Origin of the sequence: Lentilactobacillus otakiensis DSM 19908 = JCM 15040 (genome assembly GCF_001434145.1) — a bacterium.
GTDB lineage: Bacteria > Bacillota > Bacilli > Lactobacillales > Lactobacillaceae > Lentilactobacillus > Lentilactobacillus otakiensis.
Genome location: NZ_AZED01000011.1, coordinates 1 through 18,860, shown reverse-complemented (window position 1 = coordinate 18,860; position 18,860 = coordinate 1). Strand labels below are relative to the sequence as shown.

At 42.0% G+C, this 18,860-nt stretch carries 21 protein-coding genes; 14 read left to right on the top strand and 7 right to left on the bottom strand.

Annotation, left to right across the window (positions count from 1 at the left end; all coding sequences use genetic code 11):
• Both FD05_RS03870 and FD05_RS03865 read right to left on the bottom strand, forming a co-directional pair.
• Entirely contained in the window at positions 1 to 789 is a 789-nt protein-coding gene (locus tag FD05_RS03870; RefSeq protein ID WP_039932690.1) for a DUF975 family protein, read from the bottom strand.
• Positions 790 to 870: 81 nt separating this feature from the next.
• A complete protein-coding gene (locus FD05_RS03865) occupies positions 871 to 1,344 on the bottom strand; it encodes a DUF1836 domain-containing protein (protein WP_020280941.1) in 474 nt (157 codons plus the stop codon).
• 133 nt (positions 1,345 to 1,477) lie between these two features.
• Between FD05_RS03865 and trhA the strand changes: the two genes are divergently transcribed.
• The 4 genes from trhA (at position 1,478) to FD05_RS03845 (ending at position 5,104) form a co-directional block, all read left to right on the top strand.
• On the top strand, positions 1,478 to 2,128 hold the full coding sequence (gene trhA, locus FD05_RS03860) for a PAQR family membrane homeostasis protein TrhA (RefSeq protein WP_020280942.1): 651 nt from the start codon (positions 1,478 to 1,480) through the stop codon (positions 2,126 to 2,128).
• 438 nt (positions 2,129 to 2,566) lie between these two features.
• Positions 2,567 to 3,847 (top strand): histidinol dehydrogenase, encoded by a 1,281-nt coding sequence (gene hisD / locus FD05_RS03855; protein ID WP_020280943.1) that lies wholly within the window; start codon positions 2,567 to 2,569, stop codon positions 3,845 to 3,847.
• Between the two features lie 227 nt (positions 3,848 to 4,074).
• Complete coding sequence (locus tag FD05_RS03850; protein ID WP_039932691.1) at positions 4,075 to 4,509, top strand: hypothetical protein; 435 nt, start codon at positions 4,075 to 4,077, stop codon at positions 4,507 to 4,509.
• Between the two features lie 103 nt (positions 4,510 to 4,612).
• Positions 4,613 to 5,104 (top strand): hypothetical protein, encoded by a 492-nt coding sequence (locus tag FD05_RS03845; RefSeq protein ID WP_020280944.1) that lies wholly within the window; start codon positions 4,613 to 4,615, stop codon positions 5,102 to 5,104.
• 488 nt (positions 5,105 to 5,592) lie between these two features.
• Here the strand turns inward: FD05_RS03845 and FD05_RS03835 are convergent, their stop codons facing one another.
• Entirely contained in the window at positions 5,593 to 5,799 is a 207-nt protein-coding gene (locus tag FD05_RS03835) for a DUF6440 family protein (RefSeq protein WP_020280945.1), read from the bottom strand.
• A gap of 221 nt (positions 5,800 to 6,020) precedes the next feature.
• Here FD05_RS03835 and FD05_RS03830 point away from each other — a divergent pair, with 221 nt between their 5' ends.
• The 3 genes from FD05_RS03830 to FD05_RS03820 are packed head-to-tail and all read left to right on the top strand — an operon-like array spanning position 6,021 to position 8,682.
• A complete protein-coding gene (locus FD05_RS03830) occupies positions 6,021 to 7,208 on the top strand; it encodes an MFS transporter (protein WP_020280946.1) in 1,188 nt (395 codons plus the stop codon).
• Positions 7,209 to 7,245: 37 nt separating this feature from the next.
• Complete coding sequence (locus tag FD05_RS03825; protein ID WP_020280947.1) at positions 7,246 to 7,950, top strand: MIP/aquaporin family protein; 705 nt, start codon at positions 7,246 to 7,248, stop codon at positions 7,948 to 7,950.
• 27 nt (positions 7,951 to 7,977) lie between these two features.
• Positions 7,978 to 8,682 carry a DUF975 family protein gene (locus tag FD05_RS03820; protein ID WP_020280948.1) on the top strand — a complete coding sequence of 235 codons (705 nt, stop codon included), beginning with the start codon at positions 7,978 to 7,980 and terminating at the stop codon, positions 8,680 to 8,682.
• A gap of 35 nt (positions 8,683 to 8,717) precedes the next feature.
• Here FD05_RS03820 and FD05_RS03815 read toward each other — a convergent pair whose 3' ends face one another.
• Positions 8,718 to 9,848, bottom strand: a complete 1,131-nt coding sequence (locus FD05_RS03815; protein WP_020280949.1) for a trans-sulfuration enzyme family protein — start codon at positions 9,846 to 9,848, stop codon at positions 8,718 to 8,720.
• 602 nt (positions 9,849 to 10,450) lie between these two features.
• Here FD05_RS03815 and FD05_RS03810 point away from each other — a divergent pair.
• The 4 genes from FD05_RS03810 to FD05_RS03795 all read left to right on the top strand — a co-directional run bounded on the left by FD05_RS03810 (position 10,451) and on the right by FD05_RS03795 (position 14,355).
• Positions 10,451 to 11,620: an iron-containing alcohol dehydrogenase gene (locus FD05_RS03810; RefSeq protein ID WP_020280950.1), complete on the top strand. Its 1,170-nt coding sequence runs from the start codon at positions 10,451 to 10,453 to the stop codon at positions 11,618 to 11,620.
• Positions 11,621 to 11,880: 260 nt separating this feature from the next.
• Complete coding sequence (locus tag FD05_RS03805) at positions 11,881 to 12,387, top strand: hypothetical protein (protein ID WP_020280952.1); 507 nt, start codon at positions 11,881 to 11,883, stop codon at positions 12,385 to 12,387.
• Between the two features lie 105 nt (positions 12,388 to 12,492).
• Positions 12,493 to 13,476 carry a dTDP-glucose 4,6-dehydratase gene (gene rfbB, locus FD05_RS03800; protein WP_039932696.1) on the top strand — a complete coding sequence of 328 codons (984 nt, stop codon included), beginning with the start codon at positions 12,493 to 12,495 and terminating at the stop codon, positions 13,474 to 13,476.
• Between the two features lie 12 nt (positions 13,477 to 13,488).
• Positions 13,489 to 14,355: an NAD(P)-dependent oxidoreductase gene (locus FD05_RS03795; RefSeq protein WP_039932699.1), complete on the top strand. Its 867-nt coding sequence runs from the start codon at positions 13,489 to 13,491 to the stop codon at positions 14,353 to 14,355.
• 42 nt (positions 14,356 to 14,397) lie between these two features.
• On the opposite strand, the gene FD05_RS03790 is transcribed toward FD05_RS03795, so the two are convergent.
• The gene (locus FD05_RS03790) at positions 14,398 to 14,604 is read right to left on the bottom strand and encodes a hypothetical protein (protein WP_039932701.1); all 207 of its coding nucleotides are present in this window, start codon (positions 14,602 to 14,604) and stop codon (positions 14,398 to 14,400) included.
• Between the two features lie 126 nt (positions 14,605 to 14,730).
• On the opposite strand from FD05_RS03790, the gene FD05_RS03785 reads away from it, so the two are divergent.
• On the top strand, positions 14,731 to 15,165 hold the full coding sequence (locus tag FD05_RS03785) for a MerR family transcriptional regulator (RefSeq protein ID WP_020280955.1): 435 nt from the start codon (positions 14,731 to 14,733) through the stop codon (positions 15,163 to 15,165).
• Positions 15,166 to 15,293: 128 nt separating this feature from the next.
• Here FD05_RS03785 and FD05_RS03780 read toward each other — a convergent pair whose 3' ends face one another.
• Both FD05_RS03780 and FD05_RS03775 read right to left on the bottom strand, forming a co-directional pair.
• Entirely contained in the window at positions 15,294 to 15,722 is a 429-nt protein-coding gene (locus FD05_RS03780) for a YjdF family protein (protein WP_020280956.1), read from the bottom strand.
• Between the two features lie 269 nt (positions 15,723 to 15,991).
• Entirely contained in the window at positions 15,992 to 16,201 is a 210-nt protein-coding gene (locus FD05_RS03775; protein ID WP_020280957.1) for a hypothetical protein, read from the bottom strand.
• Positions 16,202 to 16,438: 237 nt separating this feature from the next.
• On the opposite strand from FD05_RS03775, the gene FD05_RS03770 reads away from it, so the two are divergent.
• Together FD05_RS03770 and tyrS are read left to right on the top strand one after the other, a co-directional pair.
• The gene (locus FD05_RS03770) at positions 16,439 to 17,092 is read left to right on the top strand and encodes a zinc metalloprotease (protein ID WP_020280958.1); all 654 of its coding nucleotides are present in this window, start codon (positions 16,439 to 16,441) and stop codon (positions 17,090 to 17,092) included.
• A 310-nt stretch (positions 17,093 to 17,402) separates the two neighbouring features.
• Positions 17,403 to 18,659 carry a tyrosine--tRNA ligase gene (gene tyrS / locus FD05_RS03765; protein WP_020280959.1) on the top strand — a complete coding sequence of 419 codons (1,257 nt, stop codon included), beginning with the start codon at positions 17,403 to 17,405 and terminating at the stop codon, positions 18,657 to 18,659.
• Positions 18,660 to 18,860: the final 201 nt, after the last annotated feature.

Below are 18,860 nucleotides of genomic sequence, written 5' to 3'. Positions count from 1 at the left end.
TTATTCTTTTGGTGTATCTTGCGAATCATTGGATTGGTCATTTGAGTTATCAGGCGTTGCCGGCTGATCATTCGAAGGATTAGTTGGCTGTGCTGTCAACGTATCAGCCAACGTTTCAGGATGATCTTTTTCGTCGATCAATTCGCGGTAGAAATTACCGAAGCTCAAGACCATGTACGGCTGAACCCAGATGGCTGCAATACCAAGGGTGACAACGACTAAAAGTCCCCAGCCGATAAAGCTTAACTCCATAACGAAGTAATCCCATTTATGGCCGTCCATCAATTTCCGACTCTCAGTAATTGCATCCAAATAGCTCATCTTCTCACCACTGTCAACCGCATCACGATAGACATAGAAGGCTTGTGAGTAAGCAATTGCCTTGATGACTCCTGGAATGAATAACAATAACATCCAAAGGAAAATGAAGACTTGTTCGATGATGTAAATGACAATTGTTCCTAAGAAGTAATCGACATTATTAAAAATCGTCATCGATTTCTGAAGTGGCTGTTCGTAGGTCAACTTCTGTCGCATTGCGTCAATAGCTATAAAAGCCACACCCATGGCAATTAATGACCCGAGCAATATGATGATCATGCCCAATGTTTGTTGGCCAGTCCACACTGGCATGTCAGAGTTTAATTGGGCATTGTACTCTTCCCGTGGTGCATACATAAAGCCACCAATAAACTCTAGAACAAATACTGGTAAAAATAGCAAAAAGAAAAATTTGAAATGCGCATTTAATAGACTCTTGGAGTCTAATTTTAATGCTTTTCTGTCCATAATCTCTACCCCCGTCAATATATAATATCTTTACAACTTAATTATAGTTCAACTGTCAGGTTTCACTTAATAAAACGTCGTTTAAGCTTTCTTACTGTTTTCAATCAGATCATCAACGACCAATTTATACAGTAACGATTTAATTGCCATTGATTGATATTGTTTGGCCGATAGATTGTCGATGTCGACATCAGTCAACTCCTGATTGAAAAGGTCGATGAACTGGTCGTAGGCTTTTTGGGCAGAGTCTAATTTGAGGGCGATTTTCATTGCTTGGTCGATGGTATCCAAAGACAGAATCGGTTTGAGCAGGCTGACTACCAGAATTTTGGCCAGATGGACTCGCGAATAGCGTTTTTTGGTCGGTCGGTCAACAATTCCTTTTTTAACGTAACTATTGATCATCGATTTGGTAATATCGGTGTGGGTGATGGGTGCCAAATATTGATTAACTTCGTCGATTACCTGGTCCATGTACAAATCCAGGTTGGGTAAATCGTTAAAGTGCGGCATCGTCATTCCCGCTAATTTTTTTGTGAAATTTTCTTTAGCCATATTATTCCCCTTACAATTGAATACTAGTATTATTGCATATGAAAACGGAAAAATAAAGTATGTAGACATCGAAACTATGTTATCTTGACTTACAGAATAGAATAACTTATTATGATGCTAAGGAGGCATCGTGATGAATGAATCAACAGTAAAAATGCGCCATCAACAAATTATTTATGAGGTTTTAAACGCCGTTACCCACGGTGTTTCGTTTGTGGTGGCAATTGTCTTATCAATTATGCTTGTTAATAAAGCTCTGCGAGATGGGCTTTCCACTGCAGCAATTATCTGTTTGATTATATATAGTGCCACCGTATTATCCCTGTATTTGGCATCAACGCTCCTACACTGTTTTGTCTTTACCAGGGCAAAGCGCGTGTTCCAAATACTGGATCACAGTAATATTTTTATCCTGATTGCAGGGACGTATACACCGTACTGCATTATCTTTGTCCACAACTGGGCCGGCAATTTGTTGTTGGCAAGCGTTTGGGTCTTGGCAATTGGGGGTATCGTCAGTCATGTGGTCTTTCATGGCCGTTTTCAGAAAACCGAAACCACGATTTATGTTGTCATGGGGTGGCTGTGCGTCTTTCTTGGCAAGGAATTATATGCCAATTTGAGTACCAGTGGATTTTGGCTGTTGGTAGCAGGTGGCGTGACTTTTACGGTAGGGGCTTTGATTTACAGCATTCCGCGGATTCCGGGAATGCATTTGATCTGGCACTTCTTCGTGATGGGTGGCACTTTGACAATGTTTTTGTCGATTTATTTTAATATTTAGGATTGTAATTGACAGAATTTTCGAAAATTTGCTTGACATATTTCCGCTGGGTGGTAAATTACAAGTATCAACAAATTAAAAACAAATAATAAACATGAAGTTACGATTAGAAAAGTAATTGCTTATCTCACATAAAGAGAGCCCCGCTGGTGAAAAGGGGAAATGAGGAGCAGTGAAAACACATCTATGAACTGGATGATTGAACCAAGTAGGTTGTCCCGCTAGTGAGCGTTACCACGGCTACTGTGACTGTTCTCCAATTTGGATGACTAGTTACGAGCAGCATAAGGTCGTTTTTGTAAGAAAACGATAAACGTGAGGTGGAACCGCGAAAGATCGTCCTCAGATATTGCTTAGGCAATGTCTGGGGACTTTTTTGTTACATGGAATTCTGATCATGGTGGAATGTTTTGTCATCGGAAATGGAGAGTGGAATATATGCAAATTATTGAAGATTCCTTAGATCAATTATTAAAGCAGGTCGCAATCAGAACAAACGCAGTCGCTAACCGTGAGGAAGTTGAAAAATCGGTTAGAGATATTATCGCCAATGTTGTTAAGGATGGTGATAAAGCCGTCAAAATGTATGAGAAGAAGTTCGATAACGTTGATTTGAACAATTTGAAGGTCACCGAAAAAGAGATCGATGATGCTTATGCCGCAACCGATGACAAAGTAATCAATGCCTTGAAACTTGCCAAAGAAAATATTACTTCATTCCACAAGATGGAAGTCGAAGACAGTTTCATCGATGCTAAAAAGAAGGGCGTTATCCGTGGTGAAAAGATTGCCCCGTTGGCTGCTGTCGGCTTGTATGTACCCGGTGGAACTGCAGCATACCCATCATCAATTTTGATGAATGTGATCCCAGCTAAGATTGCTGGTGTTGGCCGAATCGTGATGTGTACGCCACCACAAAAGGATGGTTTAAATCAGGCAGTCCTGGCCGCAGCTAAAATTGCCGGCGTCGATGAAATCTACATGGTTGGTGGTGCTCAAGCGATTGCCAGTTTGGCATACGGTACTGAAACCATTCCACGGGTAGATAAGATCACCGGTCCCGGAAACGTGTTTGTGGCCACTGCTAAGAAGCAGGTATTTGGTCAAGTGGACATTGATATGATCGCGGGCCCTTCAGAAATTGGCGTCATTGCAGGCTCTCAAGCAGTTCCCAGCCAAGTGGCAGCCGATTTGTTATCACAGGCTGAGCATGATAAATTAGCCCGACCAATTTTAGTCACTGATGATCGCAAACTTGCGGACGCTGTGAGTGCTGAAATGGATCGGCAGGTCGCACTATTACCTCGTAAGGAAATCGCCCAGGCTGCGATGGATAACGAAGGATTCATTGCCGTGGTTGACGATATAGATGATGCGTTTAGGTTGATGAACGCCGTTGCTCCCGAACATTTAGAGGTTCAATTACCCGATGCCATTGAATATCTGAACCAAATCAAGAATGCCGGGTCCGTCTTCCTTGGCTTCTCAGCCTCTGAACCACTTGGTGACTACCTGGCCGGGCCTAACCACATTTTGCCCACTGGTGGTACCGCACGGTTCTTCTCACCACTTGGGGTCCAAGACTTTGTCAAACGGACGCAATTTGTTTCTTATACTAGAGAAGCGCTCAAGAAAGAAAAGGACGCCATCACGACGCTTGCGAGAGTCGAAGGATTGGAAGCCCACGCTCGGGCAATTGAAAGCCGATTTGATGCCTGAGATTGGAAATCTTGTAGTCTATTCGTAATATTGTTTACAAAAACGGTAAAGGTATTACTCTTTTAGCATTAACTTACTTCATTATAAAATTTCTAATCGTGCAACCTGACGCCTTTGACAGAACCTTTGTGTCAAAGGCTTTTTCTGTAAAGGAACTGTAGTCGGATGGAAAACTAAATCGCCACTAATCGATGATATACTTTTTATAACCAACGGGAGGCGGAATAATGAAAAAAATTAAACTCTTTATGCTCGCAATCGCAATTGTTTTCGGAATTCAGTTAATAGCTCTTCCAGCCAACGCCGATGCCAGCTCGACTACCACAACGCCCAAGGCTTTACGCGGCACCTGGTATGAGTATAGGGGCAGCGGAAAATTTAATGTGATTAAGATTACCACGCACAGTTTTACTACTAACGGCAAGTCTTACACACCATCGAAGAAATCCGATCGGAAACTCCGAGTCAGTAAGTGGGGATCCTGGTATCTGTTTAATAAATCTAAATCTTCAACTAAAGATCTCGGTCAATACAAAGTGACTAAGAAGCTCATCCGCGGTTCATATAAGAAAGTGCTCATAAAATATCATGGAATCGGCACTTACCATGTGTTCCCGAACCACAAGTATGAACATAAATATTCATATACCGTGTTGGATTAGATTGCTTGCTTCTTGATTTAAGCGGTTTGTTGGGTTTATGTTGCCTAATCATTTATAATAAAGACAATATCTGACAAACGACTTTATGATAGGAGGCCGAACGATGAAAAAGGCATTGATTACGGTTGGTTTGATGCTGGTTCTACCTTTGGGATTATTTGGCTGCTCGAATAATTCCGGTAGTTCCAATAGCAGCAGTTCCAGCAGCACTAAAACGGAACAAACAAGTTCCACAAGCACTTCAGAGGTGACCCCAACAACATCTAACGCAAAGCGCGCAGAAAAGGTCCGTTATGAAAAGGTAAATTTCACAACGACGCTGGATCACGAATACTTGGAAGAAAATGTTTATAAGGATCTACCAGGAACGGTGGATCATAACAAGATTTATCAGTGGGATGATTTAAAGGTTACTGCCAAGACGAAAGTTCATGTTGATAAAAAGGCAGTGGCAACGTTCAAGGATGACGACGATAACGAGTTTGACCATGAAGACTTTTATCGCGTGACATTTGATAACAGCAAGTCTAACCAGCACTACTGGGTGGGCGATGACGTTTTACAGAATGACCACGAAAATGACTATGATGACTGATCATTCAAACAGCTTGCATTTTATTTTGAATCGCAGTATTCTATACACAATCAAAAAAGGAGGTGATGCTTTTTGAATAGTGGAATATTTCTTAAGGCATCAGCTGTGGAGAACGAATTAAAATAGTTGATGCATTTGAGAAGGGAACTCGCAAATAATGTGCGGGTTCCTTTTTGGTAGTGTGCGACGAGACCTGGTTAGGGCCCGGAGTACAAGAAGAAGCTGGTAATGATGAACGCATTTTGTTCATTGTTACCAGCTTCTTCTTGTACAGTAGGGCCCTAGGTCGTCGGAGCATAGCTCAAAAGCCGAAGGGTGCAGTCAGTAAAATGCTCGCGTCCATGCCTGCAATATTATATGGAATGAATAATTCGAGTGGGACAGTTAGAGCCCACAAAATAAACCAACAAAAAGACGACCACCGGTGAACGATTTAGTTCGCCGGTGGTCGTTATTTGCATTAAGATTAAATTCCCGCGAATAAACAGCTATCCTTCATCCTTATTCAACAAAGGTTTGCCATCTGCACCCACCAACACAGTTACACCACCACCAGTAGAGACTCCGCCACCACCAATACTTAGGTACTGCACACCGGTTTTGGTATCGGTAATGATGCTGACTAAATTTCCTGAATCGGTTCCTTCCAATTTAGTGGACGTGAAACGCTTCTCGACCTTCTTATTCCCAAACATCTCGATTGCTCCTCCTTATCAATGAATCAGTAATAATTTCTACAATTGTAACAAATTACCAACATATATAGAAGCAACCCAAGCCTCATGAAATATTACAGGCATATTAAATAACCTTAGAACCTATTTTTTTCTTCCCAAATGGCTAGATAATTGCTTGGATAACCTGTAGTATAAAAAAGTTGTGCTTTTCAGAAATTAATAAAGGGGATGAGAAATCAATGAAAACATTCAAGTTTCAAAGCTTTGTTCTAGTTCTTATTGCATTTGTATTGGGGTTCAGTGAATTCCTAATTGTCGGGATCCTGGATGACTTGAGCAGTCAGTTCAACGTTCCAGTTGCGACGGTTGGCTATTTGGTGACTGCATTTGCGATTGTTTATGCCATCAGCACGCCGTTTATCACAATCTTAATTGGAAGATTTAATTTGTTTTGGGATTTGATGGTCGCCATGGCAGTCTTCACTTTTGGAAATATTTTGAGCTTTTTAGCACCCAGCTTCTTCATGCTGGCTGTTTCCCGAGTGGTGACGGCAATGGTTGCCGGCGTTTCCATCTCACTTGGGCTCACCTTTGCGGGTTATGTTGCGCCAATGGCCAAACGTGGCTGGCTGCTGTCGTGGGTGTTTTCCGGTTTCTCAATCGCCTCAGTGGTCGGAGTGCCTTTAGGAACTTGGATTTCAACTCAATTTGGCTGGCGGATTTCATTTTTAACGGTGATTATGATTTCGTTGCTCACGATGGTCATGATTTTTATGAGCCTACCAACTGATTTTAAACAGAAAAAGAGTACCATATCCGGTCAGCTCACGTTATTGACCAATCATAAAATCCAAATTGGCATGTTACTGCCGATGTTTAATTTAGCCGGTATCTATGTCTTTTACACCTATCTGCGGCCGATCATTACTAATCAGCTGCATTTTTCAATTTCAATGCTGACGATCTTGTTGTCTGTGTTTGGAATTTCTAACATTATTGGCAACCGTGTCAGCGGCCGAATTAGTGAGGGACCGGGGATGAAGGGAATGCCTTACGTCTTCATTGCTCAGTTTATTTTGATGATGCTGATGCCGCTAGTCTTTAACTTCAGCTGGCCGGGGGCAATCTTATTGACCTTGGTTATCTTTACGATGCCGCTGATTAATTCACCGATCCAGCTGTTCTTTCTCCAAATTGCCGAGCGTGAATATCCTCAATCAATCGTGTTGGCGTCTTCCCTGAATTCAATCTTTTCGAATTTTGGGATAGCATTGGGCTCAGCCACTGGCGGTATCATCGTTAGCAATCTCAGCCTCGATGGTGTCGGCCCTGGTGGGGCAGTCTATGCGGTGGTTGCACTTGGACTGGTCTTATGGTTGAATCATTTAACTTCGAAAGGGCTTTCATCTCGCTCAACGAACCTGTAAAATGTGATTGAATACAAAAAATTTGGTGGGTGAGAATATGAATGGATTTATCGGTGAATTATTTGGAACTTATGTACTGATCGTACTTGGAACCGGTGCCTGTGCCGGATCTAATTTGAGACAAACGTACGCCAAAGGATCAAACTGGACCTTTATCAGTGTTGCCTGGGGGATGGCAGTCACGATGGGCGTCTATGTGGCTTCATCACTTGGTTCATTGGGGCACTTGAATCCAGCAGTGACGATTCCGTTTGCAATTTTTGGCCTCTTCCCATGGGATCAGGTGGTGCCTTATTTGTTGGGGCAGTTTATTGGTGCGTTTTTAGGAGCAGCCACGATCATGGTTATCTTCTATCCACATTTCAAAACCACAACGCCTGAAAATGGGAATACGGTTGGCATTTTTGCGACTCGGCCAGCTATTTATTCACCAGTTTCCAATTTTTTATCAGAAGTTGTTGCGACCTTCGTGTTTGTTTTTGCGCTGCTGAACTTGGGTGACTTTACTCAAGGCCTCAAACCGTTAGTGGTAGGCTTATTGATTATGGTTGTTGGTTTGGGTGTCGGGACTACCACTGGGTTTGCTTTGAACCCTGCCCGTGATTGGGGTCCACGATTTGCTTATTCCGTGATCCCGGTCCCTAATCGTGGCAGTGGGGAATGGTATTACTCATGGGTGCCAATGTTTGGTCCCCTAACTGGTGGAATTATTGCGGCCGGACTCCAAGTTATGTTTAAATAGAAGTTATTAATCATTTTGGAGGTATTTATGGATCGCGTAGGATTAAAACTAGAAGCAAAACGCATCATTAACAGCCATTTCCCGTTCTTTATTTTGTTGTTTTTACCAGCAATTATTATTCAATTGGGTTATTCGGTTGCCTACTCAATGAATCCACTGCATCAATCCGATATCGATCTGGCGATGAAACAAATTGTTCAGGGGACGGCGCGTTTTGGCAGCAATGAAATGTTGAATCTGTGGGGCATTTCCACAGTTATCTCAATTGTTTCAGGATTGTTGTTATCTGGGATGATGTTTGTCTGTATTGATATTATTCGTAATAAAGTGAAGTTTGATGCCCCTGTCACCAAATCATTTACGATTTTAAACAATGGTCAATATTTCATTGGTGCGATTATGATGGGGATTATTACCACCGTCTTGACGTTATTGTGGTCAATACTGCTGATTATTCCTGGGATTATCAAAGGGTTTGCGTATTCGCAGGCGTTGTATATCTATCGCGATTCAGTGGATGCGGGCAAACCAATCAGCTATTTGGATGCCATCACGCAGAGCCGAAAAATGATGGACGGCCACAAGATGGAATATTTTGTCATGGCACTGAGTTTTATTGGTTGGTACATTTTGAACTCGTTTACCTATGGGATTTTGCTGTTGTGGTTACAGCCATATTATCAATTATCTTTTGCAAACTTTTACGTTAAAGTATCACAAGAATCAAAATAAAAAGCCGAGACGAAATGTCTCGACTTTTTTGTCTGCTAATCGCCTAACGCTTGGGTCAAATCAGCTGCTAAGTCCTTGGGATTTTCTAATCCAGTGGACAACCGGAGCAGTTCATCCGTAATCCCGAGTTTTAAACGATCTTCTTTTGCCATGTCGCTATGGGTCTGTAGGGAAGGGATGGTAAGAAGACTTTCCACGCCACCCAAACTTTCGGCAAAGGAAATAATTTTGAGGTGCTTGAATAATCGGTCGACTTGGTCCATATTTTGCAGATAAAAGCTGATCATGCCGCCGACACCGGGGTACAATACCTTTTGAACCTGCGGCAGTTTGCTCAAACACGCTGCGACATATTTGGCATTGCTGGTGTGGCGTTCCATTCTGACGGACAATGTTTTGAGGCTTCGAAGCAGTAGCCAGGAGTCGAATGGATCAAGCGTCACACCAGTGGTATTGAAATTAAATTCCAGTTCATTGGCAACTTTCTCTGATTTGGCAATGACACAACCGGCCAGCATATCATTGTGACCAGAAAGGTACTTGGTGGCACTGTGAACCACGATGTCAGCACCTTCACGTAGCGGTTGCTGATAGACCGGGGTTAAGAATGTGTTGTCGACACAAACTAGGGTATCTTTGTTGGCACCATGGATGAGATCCGCCACCTTTTGGATATCGATAATCTTCATAGTTGGGTTGGAAGGGGTCTCTAGCCAGACCGCTTTGGTTTTAGCAGTCACCAGGTCACTCAGTTTTTCGTAATCCTTGCCATTCCATTTATGAAATTTGACGCCATAGTGGTCAGCCAGATAATCGAAATATCGAAATGAGCCTCCATACAGGTCATCTGAGGTAATAATTTCATCGCCGGATTTGAACAGTGAAAAGACCAATTGGATTGCCGCCATTCCGGAACTAACGGCAAAGGCATTGGCGCCGCCTTCCAGTTCGGCCAGTGTTTTTTGGAGAACACTTCTGGTAGGAGTCGACAGCCGCGAATATGAATATTGTTTGTGGGGATCAAAAGTTTCTGCGTCCTCTAAATCGCGGTGTCGGAAGTTAGATGTGAGGTAAATTGGTGTGGACACTGAGTGATACTGGTCGTTGTTGTCCCGGTTTCCTGCTTGTGCGAGTAATGTATCGATATCAATTAATTTGTCTGACATATGATCGTTCTCCTTTAAATAATTAGATTAAAAAAGCCTTCACCCTGAACAATGTAATGGGCATTGTTCAGGGTGAAGGCTTTTCACTTTACCACCTGGCTTCGCTGAGATTTTGCAACCTCGGCCTCAGTAAGTACGCCATGGAAAAACATGGGATACTCGGCAAAGTAACGCTTGCTGACGTCGAATTGGCCGTGCGACCGCATCGGGGTTCAGAGATCATCTTCACATTTTCAACCAGTCTTCTCTCACCAACCGAAGCTCTCTTTATCAGCTTAAAAACGCTACTCTTCTCATCAACACTTAAGTAAATTAAAATTTATTTAAGTGTAAGATAAATTTAGACAAAGGTCAATGTCCGATTTGAAATCACTGGTTTATTAATTCACAAAGTGATGAATTATGTGTATGATTGTCTTCTAAAAGTTGAAAGCTGATGTAAATCATTTTGTAATATGAACCCTTTATTTACAAAGGATTAATGAGAATGAAAGTGTGAAAATCAGGCAATATTTAATTTGTTGAGTCTATTTACATATTTTTCACAAGGTGTTACCATGAAAGCGGTTTAAAAATTATTGATTTCATAGGAGGAAGAACTCATGAAAGAAAATTTCGATTTCTTAATGCCGAGTGTGAACTTTTTTGGTAAAGGCGTTATTAAAAAGATTGGCGACCGTGCCAAAATGTTGAACATGAAGAAGCCATTGATTGTGACTGATAAGTTTCTTCGCGGAATGGACAACGGTCCTGTTGCCCAGACCCTTAGTTCATTGGATGAGGCTGGCGTTTCATATGTCATTTTTGACGGCGTTGAGCCTAATCCTAAGATCAGAAATATTGAAGCAGCTAAAAAAGTCTATTTGGATAATGATTGTGACAGTATCATCACTGTTGGTGGTGGCTCTTCACACGATTGTGGTAAGGGAACTGGCATTATTTTGACGAACGGTGACGACATTACCAAATTGGCCGGAATTGAAACTTTGGAAAATCCATTGCCTCCACTGATGGCGGTTAACACCACTGCCGGGACCGCTTCAGAATTAACCCGCCACTGTGTTATCACCAACGAAAAGACTAAGTTAAAGTTCGTGGTTGTGTCATGGCGTAATATTCCATTGGTCTCATTCAACGATCCAATGCTCGAATTGGACGTTCCTGCTGCAATGACTGCGGCAACTGGAATGGACACATTTGTTCAGTCGATTGAGCCATATGTGTCAACTAACCGCAACGAAATTACTGACGGTCAGTGTATTGAAGCAATCAAATTATGTGAGGAAAGTTTGCGTGAAGCTGTTGCCAACGGTCATAATTTGGAAGCTCGGACCAAGATGGTTGAAGCCGAAATGTTAGGCGGCATGGCATTTAATAATGCGGACCTGGGTTACGTGCATGCGATGGCTCACCAATTGGGTGGACAGTATGATGCTCCACATGGTGTTTGCTGTGCAATGCTGTTGCCAATTGTTGAGGAATATAACTTGGTAGCCTGCCCAGAAAGATTTGCTGAATTGGCCAAAGCAATGGGTGAAAATACCGACGGCTTGTCAACCAGAGACGCTGCGGAATTAGCGATTAAGGGCATGCGTCAAATGTGTGATGACGTGCATATCCCACGCAGCATCAAGTCCATCGGTGCCAAACCTGAGGATTTTGAATTGATGGCAGAAAATGCGTTGAAGGATGGAAATGCCTTCTCAAACCCACGTAAAGGAACTAAAGAAGAGATTGTCGCCTTGTTCCAGAAGGCTTATGACCAAAAGTAGAGCGTGACGAGCCCCGGGTGGCCCCGGAGCGTATTTTGAAGGCCGAAGGAACCGGCCAATAAAATAATCGCACCAACTTCAGTGACATTAAACCAAACAGATGATGCACACAATCGGCCTTCATCCGCCATCTCCAAAAACTTTCCAACAATCTTCACACTTTCTTCACAACTTCCCCAAAACATTACGATAAGATTATAGTGTAGATAAGAGATAACCCAAAGAACCACATCAATATTCAACATTGGAGGGCGTTTATTATGAAAAAGTTTGATCTAGCCGATGCCGTATTGCTTTTGCTTATTCCATTGACCATGGTTGGCTTCTCCGCTAGTATTCATACCCGGGATCACGATATTTCAACCACTAGAGCAGCTCAGGTTAATAAAATTGGGGAAAATATCGACACTGAATATTCTGGTAGTTCTGATTTAAATAAAGGAACGATCAGACCATTATATTTCCAAGCTTCACGAGTATTTAGCGTTAAATATCGGACGGTTAATTTCAAGACTGTTTTAGATGAAGATTATCGTGAAGAAAAACTATATCGCTATGTTCCGGGGGCTAAGAAAAACAATCGAACATACAGTTGGAAAAAGATTAAAGCTCACACTGGCAAACGCGTATACGTGGATAAGAAAGCTAAGGCATACTATCGCGATGATGACGGCGAACGTGAAAGTGAAGATTTCTACCGAATCCGAGTGTCTGCCAATAAGCAGGCCACCCGCTACTGGGTTAATGAAGATGCAATTGATGATTAACTGAAATAATGAGATCGATCGCAAGCGAAGATTTGCGGTTGGTCTCATTTTTGTCATTAATTATGGTAAGTTATATGTATAAAAAAGAGTTCCGGGAGGTGCAGCTTGAATATTCTAGTGACTGGTGGAGCGGGATTTATCGGTGCCAACTTCATCCACTATCTGCTTGAAAATCATTCTGGCGACCAAATTGTCAATTTTGATGCATTGACATACGCTGGGAATCTTGCAAATTTGGCCGATGTGAAAAATTCTGCTCATTATCATTTTGTGGAAGGAAATATTGCTGACAAGGATGCTGTGACAAAAACGATTCAGCAATATCAGATCGATACCATTGTCAACTTTGCGGCCGAATCACACGTCGATCGGTCGATCCGCCACCCGGATGAATTTGTCCGCAGTAATTTTGTTGGTGTCAGCACATTGTTGGATGCGGTAAAGCAATTTGACGTTCGTAAACTTGTCCAAATCTCGACTGATGAGGTTTACGGCAGTTCACAGTCAGGTAGTCAATTTGATGAGTCAGCCACTTTAAATCCAAGCTCACCATATTCCGCAACCAAGGCTGGTGCGGATCTCCTGGCACTGTCTTATTTCAAGACATATGGGACACCGGTTTGTATCACTCGATCCGCGAATAACTATGGGCCATTTCAGTTTCCGGAAAAACTGATCCCACTGATGGTGACTAACGGCATGCGAGACAAACAGCTGCCGGTTTATGGTGACGGCAAAAATGTCCGCGATTGGCTGCACGTTGCCGACAATTGTCGAGCAATCGATGCCGTCTTACGAAAGGGACAGCCGGGAAACGTTTATAATATTGCTGCTCACAATTATGCGGAAAATATTCAGATTGTTGAAAAAATTCTCAAACGGTTAGGATTGCCAGAATCAAAGATTGACTATGTCACTGACCGTCCAGCCAACGATTTGCGTTACTCAATTGATGATTCAAAAATTCGTCGCGAGTTAGGATGGCAGCCAAAAATCGATTTTGATGAAGGCATTTCTCAAACAATCGATTGGTACCTCCACCATGAGGATTGGTGGCGGCCTTTGTTACAGAACGTTCAAAATAGATAATGGGGTGACATGATGAAAATTGGTTTTATTGGAACAGGTGTGATGGGAACTGGCATGATCAAGAATTTGCTGAAAGCGGGTTTCGAGGTGACCGTTTATAACCGCACCAAAGCGCATGCTCAAGAGGCACTGAATTCGGGTGCCAAGTGGCTGGAGACGCCGGCAGCAGTTACCGCAGTGAGTGATGTCGTCATCACAATTGTTGGTTTCCCTGCTGATGTCGAAGAAGTTTATTTTGGCGACCATGGTATTTTCAGCGCTGCTCATGGCGGTCAAACTTTAATTGACATGACGACGAGTTCTCCGAGCTTAGCCAAAAAGATTGCTGAGACGGGGAATGCAAAAGAAATTGGTGTGCTGGACGCACCCGTTTCAGGTGGTGATGTTGGTGCTGCCAAAGGGACTTTAACGATCATGGTTGGTGGCGACCAAGCGACATTTGCGGCCGTCCAACCAATATTTAAGGCAATGGGCACGTCAATCACCCGATTTGGCGGAGCGGGGCAAGGTCAAAATGCCAAGATGGCCAATCAAATTATGGTCGCCGGTACGATGACTGGCATGATCGAATCGCTGGAATATGCAAAGAAGGCGGGAATCGATCTCAGCCAAATGATTGAAACCATCAACGGTGGTGCGGCTGCTAATTGGAGCATGACCAATTATGGTCCACGGATTCTAAAGGACGATTTCAAACCAGGATTCGCAGCCAAACATTTTCTCAAAGATTTGCGGATTGCTTTAAATTCAGCTGATGAAATGGGAATCGAGTTACCTGCTACCAAGGTCGCCAAAGAACTGTATGAAAAAATGACCGACGAACTTCACTTGGGAGATTTAGGCACCCAAGGATTAATCAAAGTTTATGAAGACAAATAATTGAAGGTAAAAGAAAAAGTTGTGGCGAAGTTTGCCACAACTTTATTTTTGACTATTCTTACGTTCTTTTCGATTCTGGTTTGCTGACACTAAGTTGATTATGACTGATACTAGTAAGAAGATTGATGCTAAAATTAGCAGCCCAATCTTGACATCACTAGGAAATGACGATTTTTGAATAAAGAAAGCTAATGCGATTGACGCCACTAGGGCAATGTCTGCGACAATTAGTTTTGGAGAAAATCCCATACTGTTCACACCTTTCAAACTGCATTATAACAAATCTCCACAAAAGGTCACGCTGTTTTTTGAAGACTTTGTGTCAACCGCCAAAATTGATATAATGAGTTTATAAACGAAGGCTAGGTGGAAATGATGGCAGAACTGCACGGCAATGACGCATTTATCGATACAGACAAGTTAATTTTTGGAATTGGTCAGGTTCAGCAGATCACTGGCGTTTCTGGCAGACAACTGCGCTATTGGGAAGAGCAGGGCTATATCAAGTCGATCAGTCAAAAGAAGGGTGCGGCGCGTGAATATTCAATGCATACATTGTTTTTTATCTTTCATGTGACACGTTTCTTAGACGATGGCTTCACCCTCCAAGCCGCTGTCGACAAGGCCAAGAAGTTTGACCGTCAGCTGCCGGTTCTTCGTCAATTTCTACGCTCACAATTAAAGGGTGTTGATTTTCAAGACGACCAAAGTGTGATTGATTTTGGCTACGTTGACGCCGAGCATAAGCAGCGAATTTATGGGATCGTTAAGAATGGTGAAACGTCTTTTAAGATTGAAAATGTTGATTAACTGAACGAGATTTAAGCGAGCTTTGGAAGATTCTGTTTCCAAAGTTTTTTTGTTTCGTAATTTAAAAGGGATGAGACAGAAATGATCCTACTGCCTCAACCCCTTCAAAATCTATCGATCAATCAACATTAATGTCCCTTATGTTTTTCAATTCTTTTAGACTTCCGCAATCGGTATTCTTGTTCTTGCACAACGGCCTTCTGCAAAACACTCGAATGTTTCTGCGTTTGCTTTGACTTTTCGAATGCTTTCTTCAAGGCTGCCTGAGCTTTTGAACTTGTATTGGATGTCATGGTTTTTCGAGCCAAACGTTGTAACCGTTTCGGATTAACTTTTGTCGTTGCGGCCAATTTTGATTTTGTGTCAGAAGTGGCTTCAAAGAACTGAATCCTTGACCATTTATTAATTACTAAGTCGGTAATTAAAGGCGTTTTAGGTTCTGAAGAGCCCAGGACAACTTGAGCAACTTCATAGCTGTCCTTAGTTCTTCTTTCAAAAATTGCCTTATAAAATGGTGGATCAAAGACAATGGTTAGCTGACTGGTAATTGTATTCATTTGATAGATCCTCCTAATTGTTTGATTCAGAAAGATGGACGACCTAGGAGGAAGGATACTGATAACTCGCAATTGAGTTACGTCCGGACTACCAGCCGGAACTGTGTTTTTACTTTCTGTGGTTAAGTGTAACTTAATCAGTGGATTTAGGAAATAAAGAAATTCAGCAATCATCAACGGCGACTCTTGCTAATTGATGTCTGCACACAAAGAGACCATACCAAAAGTGAATACTTTTAGTTTGGCCTCTTCAGTTGAATTATAGGAGACTAGTCATCCTCATCATCAAACTTCTTATACAAACCAATAATCGTTTTGTCTTTTAATTCCACTGGCTTGCCATCCAATGTGACGTCAACAATTTTGTAGTAGTCCTCCAGATCAGGGATTTCCAAGCGTTGGTTGGCTACGAAGTCAGCTACTGAGTTGTATTCAATAGACTCAGTTCCCGCACCATTCTCATATTTAATTTTTAACATGCTGCCACTTTCTTTCTATATAGGATCAATATTCCCTTAACAACTTAATTTTAGATTGAACATTTTTGAAATACAACTAACTGCCTTTATGAAATTTGTGTGAAGAATGTTTGACTATTTTGAGACTTTAAATTCGACCAGAAAATAGTGCCATGATATATTATTGATGAGGGGATGGCTGTCGTAACATCCTTAAACTTAATATTACAGTGACGACGTTTAATTAGGGGGAATTGAATGTTTAAGTTTAAGCATGTTTTTGTTCTTGTGTTAGCAACGTTGATGTTTGTAATCGGATTTGCCGCAGTTGGCGGTCAGTCAAGTTCAGCTCAAACGATTAAATTTACCAGCGCGATGCACACCAGCAAAAATCTGACTTACAACGGAACAATCAAGTATTACGTTAAAGCAGATGCTAAAAGATATTCACCTGAAATAACCTATGCCACCAAGAAATGGAATCGAGCTCTTGGTAAAAATGTTTTTAAACGAACAACTCAAATCAGTCATTCCCGGTTGGTCTTTACGGGAACTAACAAGCTTGGCAGCAACTACGCGGGGGTAGCAGAAATAAATAGTGGCGTGATTGCTTTGAACACGTCATGGATGAGTCGATATAATCAACAGAAGCGCCGAGCAGTTGTGATTCACGAATTGGGTCACACGTTTGGTACCAAAGATTTATATGCTTATCCAAATGCATCTTTAAGGAGTTTGTTTAAAAAACAGACGATCATGGGTGGTAACTATTCCTCTCAAATCAAGTCTTTTGACAGCAAACTTGCCAAGTGGACGCTGAAGAAAACTCGGAGTATGTCTCAGACTGAGTTCCGCCATTACCGCTCCAACGCAGGACTTTATTACCAGCAAATGCTGACGGGTCGGCTTTAATTTCCAGCAAGAAGCCATTGACAAGGTCATATTCAAACACTATGATTAACTTATTGTTTTATGGACGTTGACGCAGTCCGGTAGTTGGTCATTTTGAGAATTCAGAAACTCAGCGGGGATGTGAGCTGAGCGGATGGCCAACGAACATACAGCTGCTGAGTTCTTAATATGTTAGACGGATCATCTCGTTACCGATGAATTGAGTGGTTGTTGGACTTTTCCAGCAAGAACTTGGGTGGTAACGCGGAAAACTTTCGTCCCTGGCAATTAATTTTGCTGGGGACGTTTTTATTTTAGGAGGAATTATTAGATGAACATTTTGGAAGAACTGAAGTGGCGTGGCGCGATTAATCAAGAGACCGATCATGATGGTTTGAATGACTTGGTGAATAAGAAGTCAGTCGGTATTTACGTGGGAATTGACCCAACCGGTGACAGTATGCATATCGGACATTTGATTCCATTTATGATTTTGAAACGATTCCAATTGGCTGGTCATCATCCAGTGATTGTTATTGGTGGTGGAACAGGTTCAATTGGTGACCCTAGTGGTAAGAAATCAGAGCGGGTCCTTCAAACGATGGATCAGGTTCGCCATAATCAAGATGCCCTGACTGCTCAAATGGAAAAGCTCTTTGGCCAAGATGGAAAGTTTGAAATTGTTAACAACTATGATTGGCTTTCAAAATTATCCTTATTGGATTTCCTGCGTGATTACGGCAAGTTGTTTAACGTGAACACCATGTTGAATAAGGAAATTGTTGCCAGTCGGTTGGAAGTCGGTATTTCATTCACTGAATTCACCTACCAAATTTTGCAATCAATCGATTTTCTCCATTTGTATCGACATAACGACGTTCAAGTTCAATTGGGTGGTGCTGACCAGTGGGGAAATATCACTTCTGGAACTGATTTGATTCATCGAATTGAAGGGCAGGATGCTCAAGTGTTTGGCTTAACGATTCCTCTGTTATTGAAATCGGACGGAACCAAGTTTGGTAAATCAGAAGGTGGCAACGTTTGGCTGGATCCTGAGAAGACATCTCCTTACGAGTTCTACCAATTCTGGATTAACCAAGACGATAACGACGTGATCAAATATTTGAAATACTTCACCTTCTTATCTCAGAACGAAATTGCTGATTTGGAAAAGAAAGTTGAAACTCAACCAGAGAAGCGGGAAGCTCAACGTAAGTTAGCGGAAGAAGTGACTGAGTTTGTTCATGGCAAAGACGCAGTGAAGCAGGCAGAACATATTACTGCAGCATTGTTCTCAGGAAACGTTGCTGACTTAACAACGGCTGAGATTGAACAGGGATTTAAGAATATGCCTTCTGTTGAAGTATCTTCAGAACCGCTTAATATTGTGCAGTGGTTGGTTGATGCCACTAAGATTGAAAAATCTCGCCGCCAAGCGCGTGAAGATATTACCAATGGTGCAATCAGAATTAATGGCGAAAAGATTCAGGATGTTGATTACGAAATTAACCCCGCAAACAAGTTCGATGGCAAATTTGTCATTGTTCGTCGCGGAAAGAAAAAGTATTTTTTAGCAAGAATTAAATAGTAGGAAAGACAGATCAAATTTGATCTGTCTTTTTTAGTTGACATAGCGCGCAAAAGCCGGTATATTATTTAGTGCGGCTTTCGCAAGAATGACTTCTTCGATAAGCCACAAATTTTAAAAAGTCATTGACACTGAATGTGCCACATGATAATATTAAATAGTTGTCAAAAGCGATAAACAAGCGCTTACGACAACTCAGTA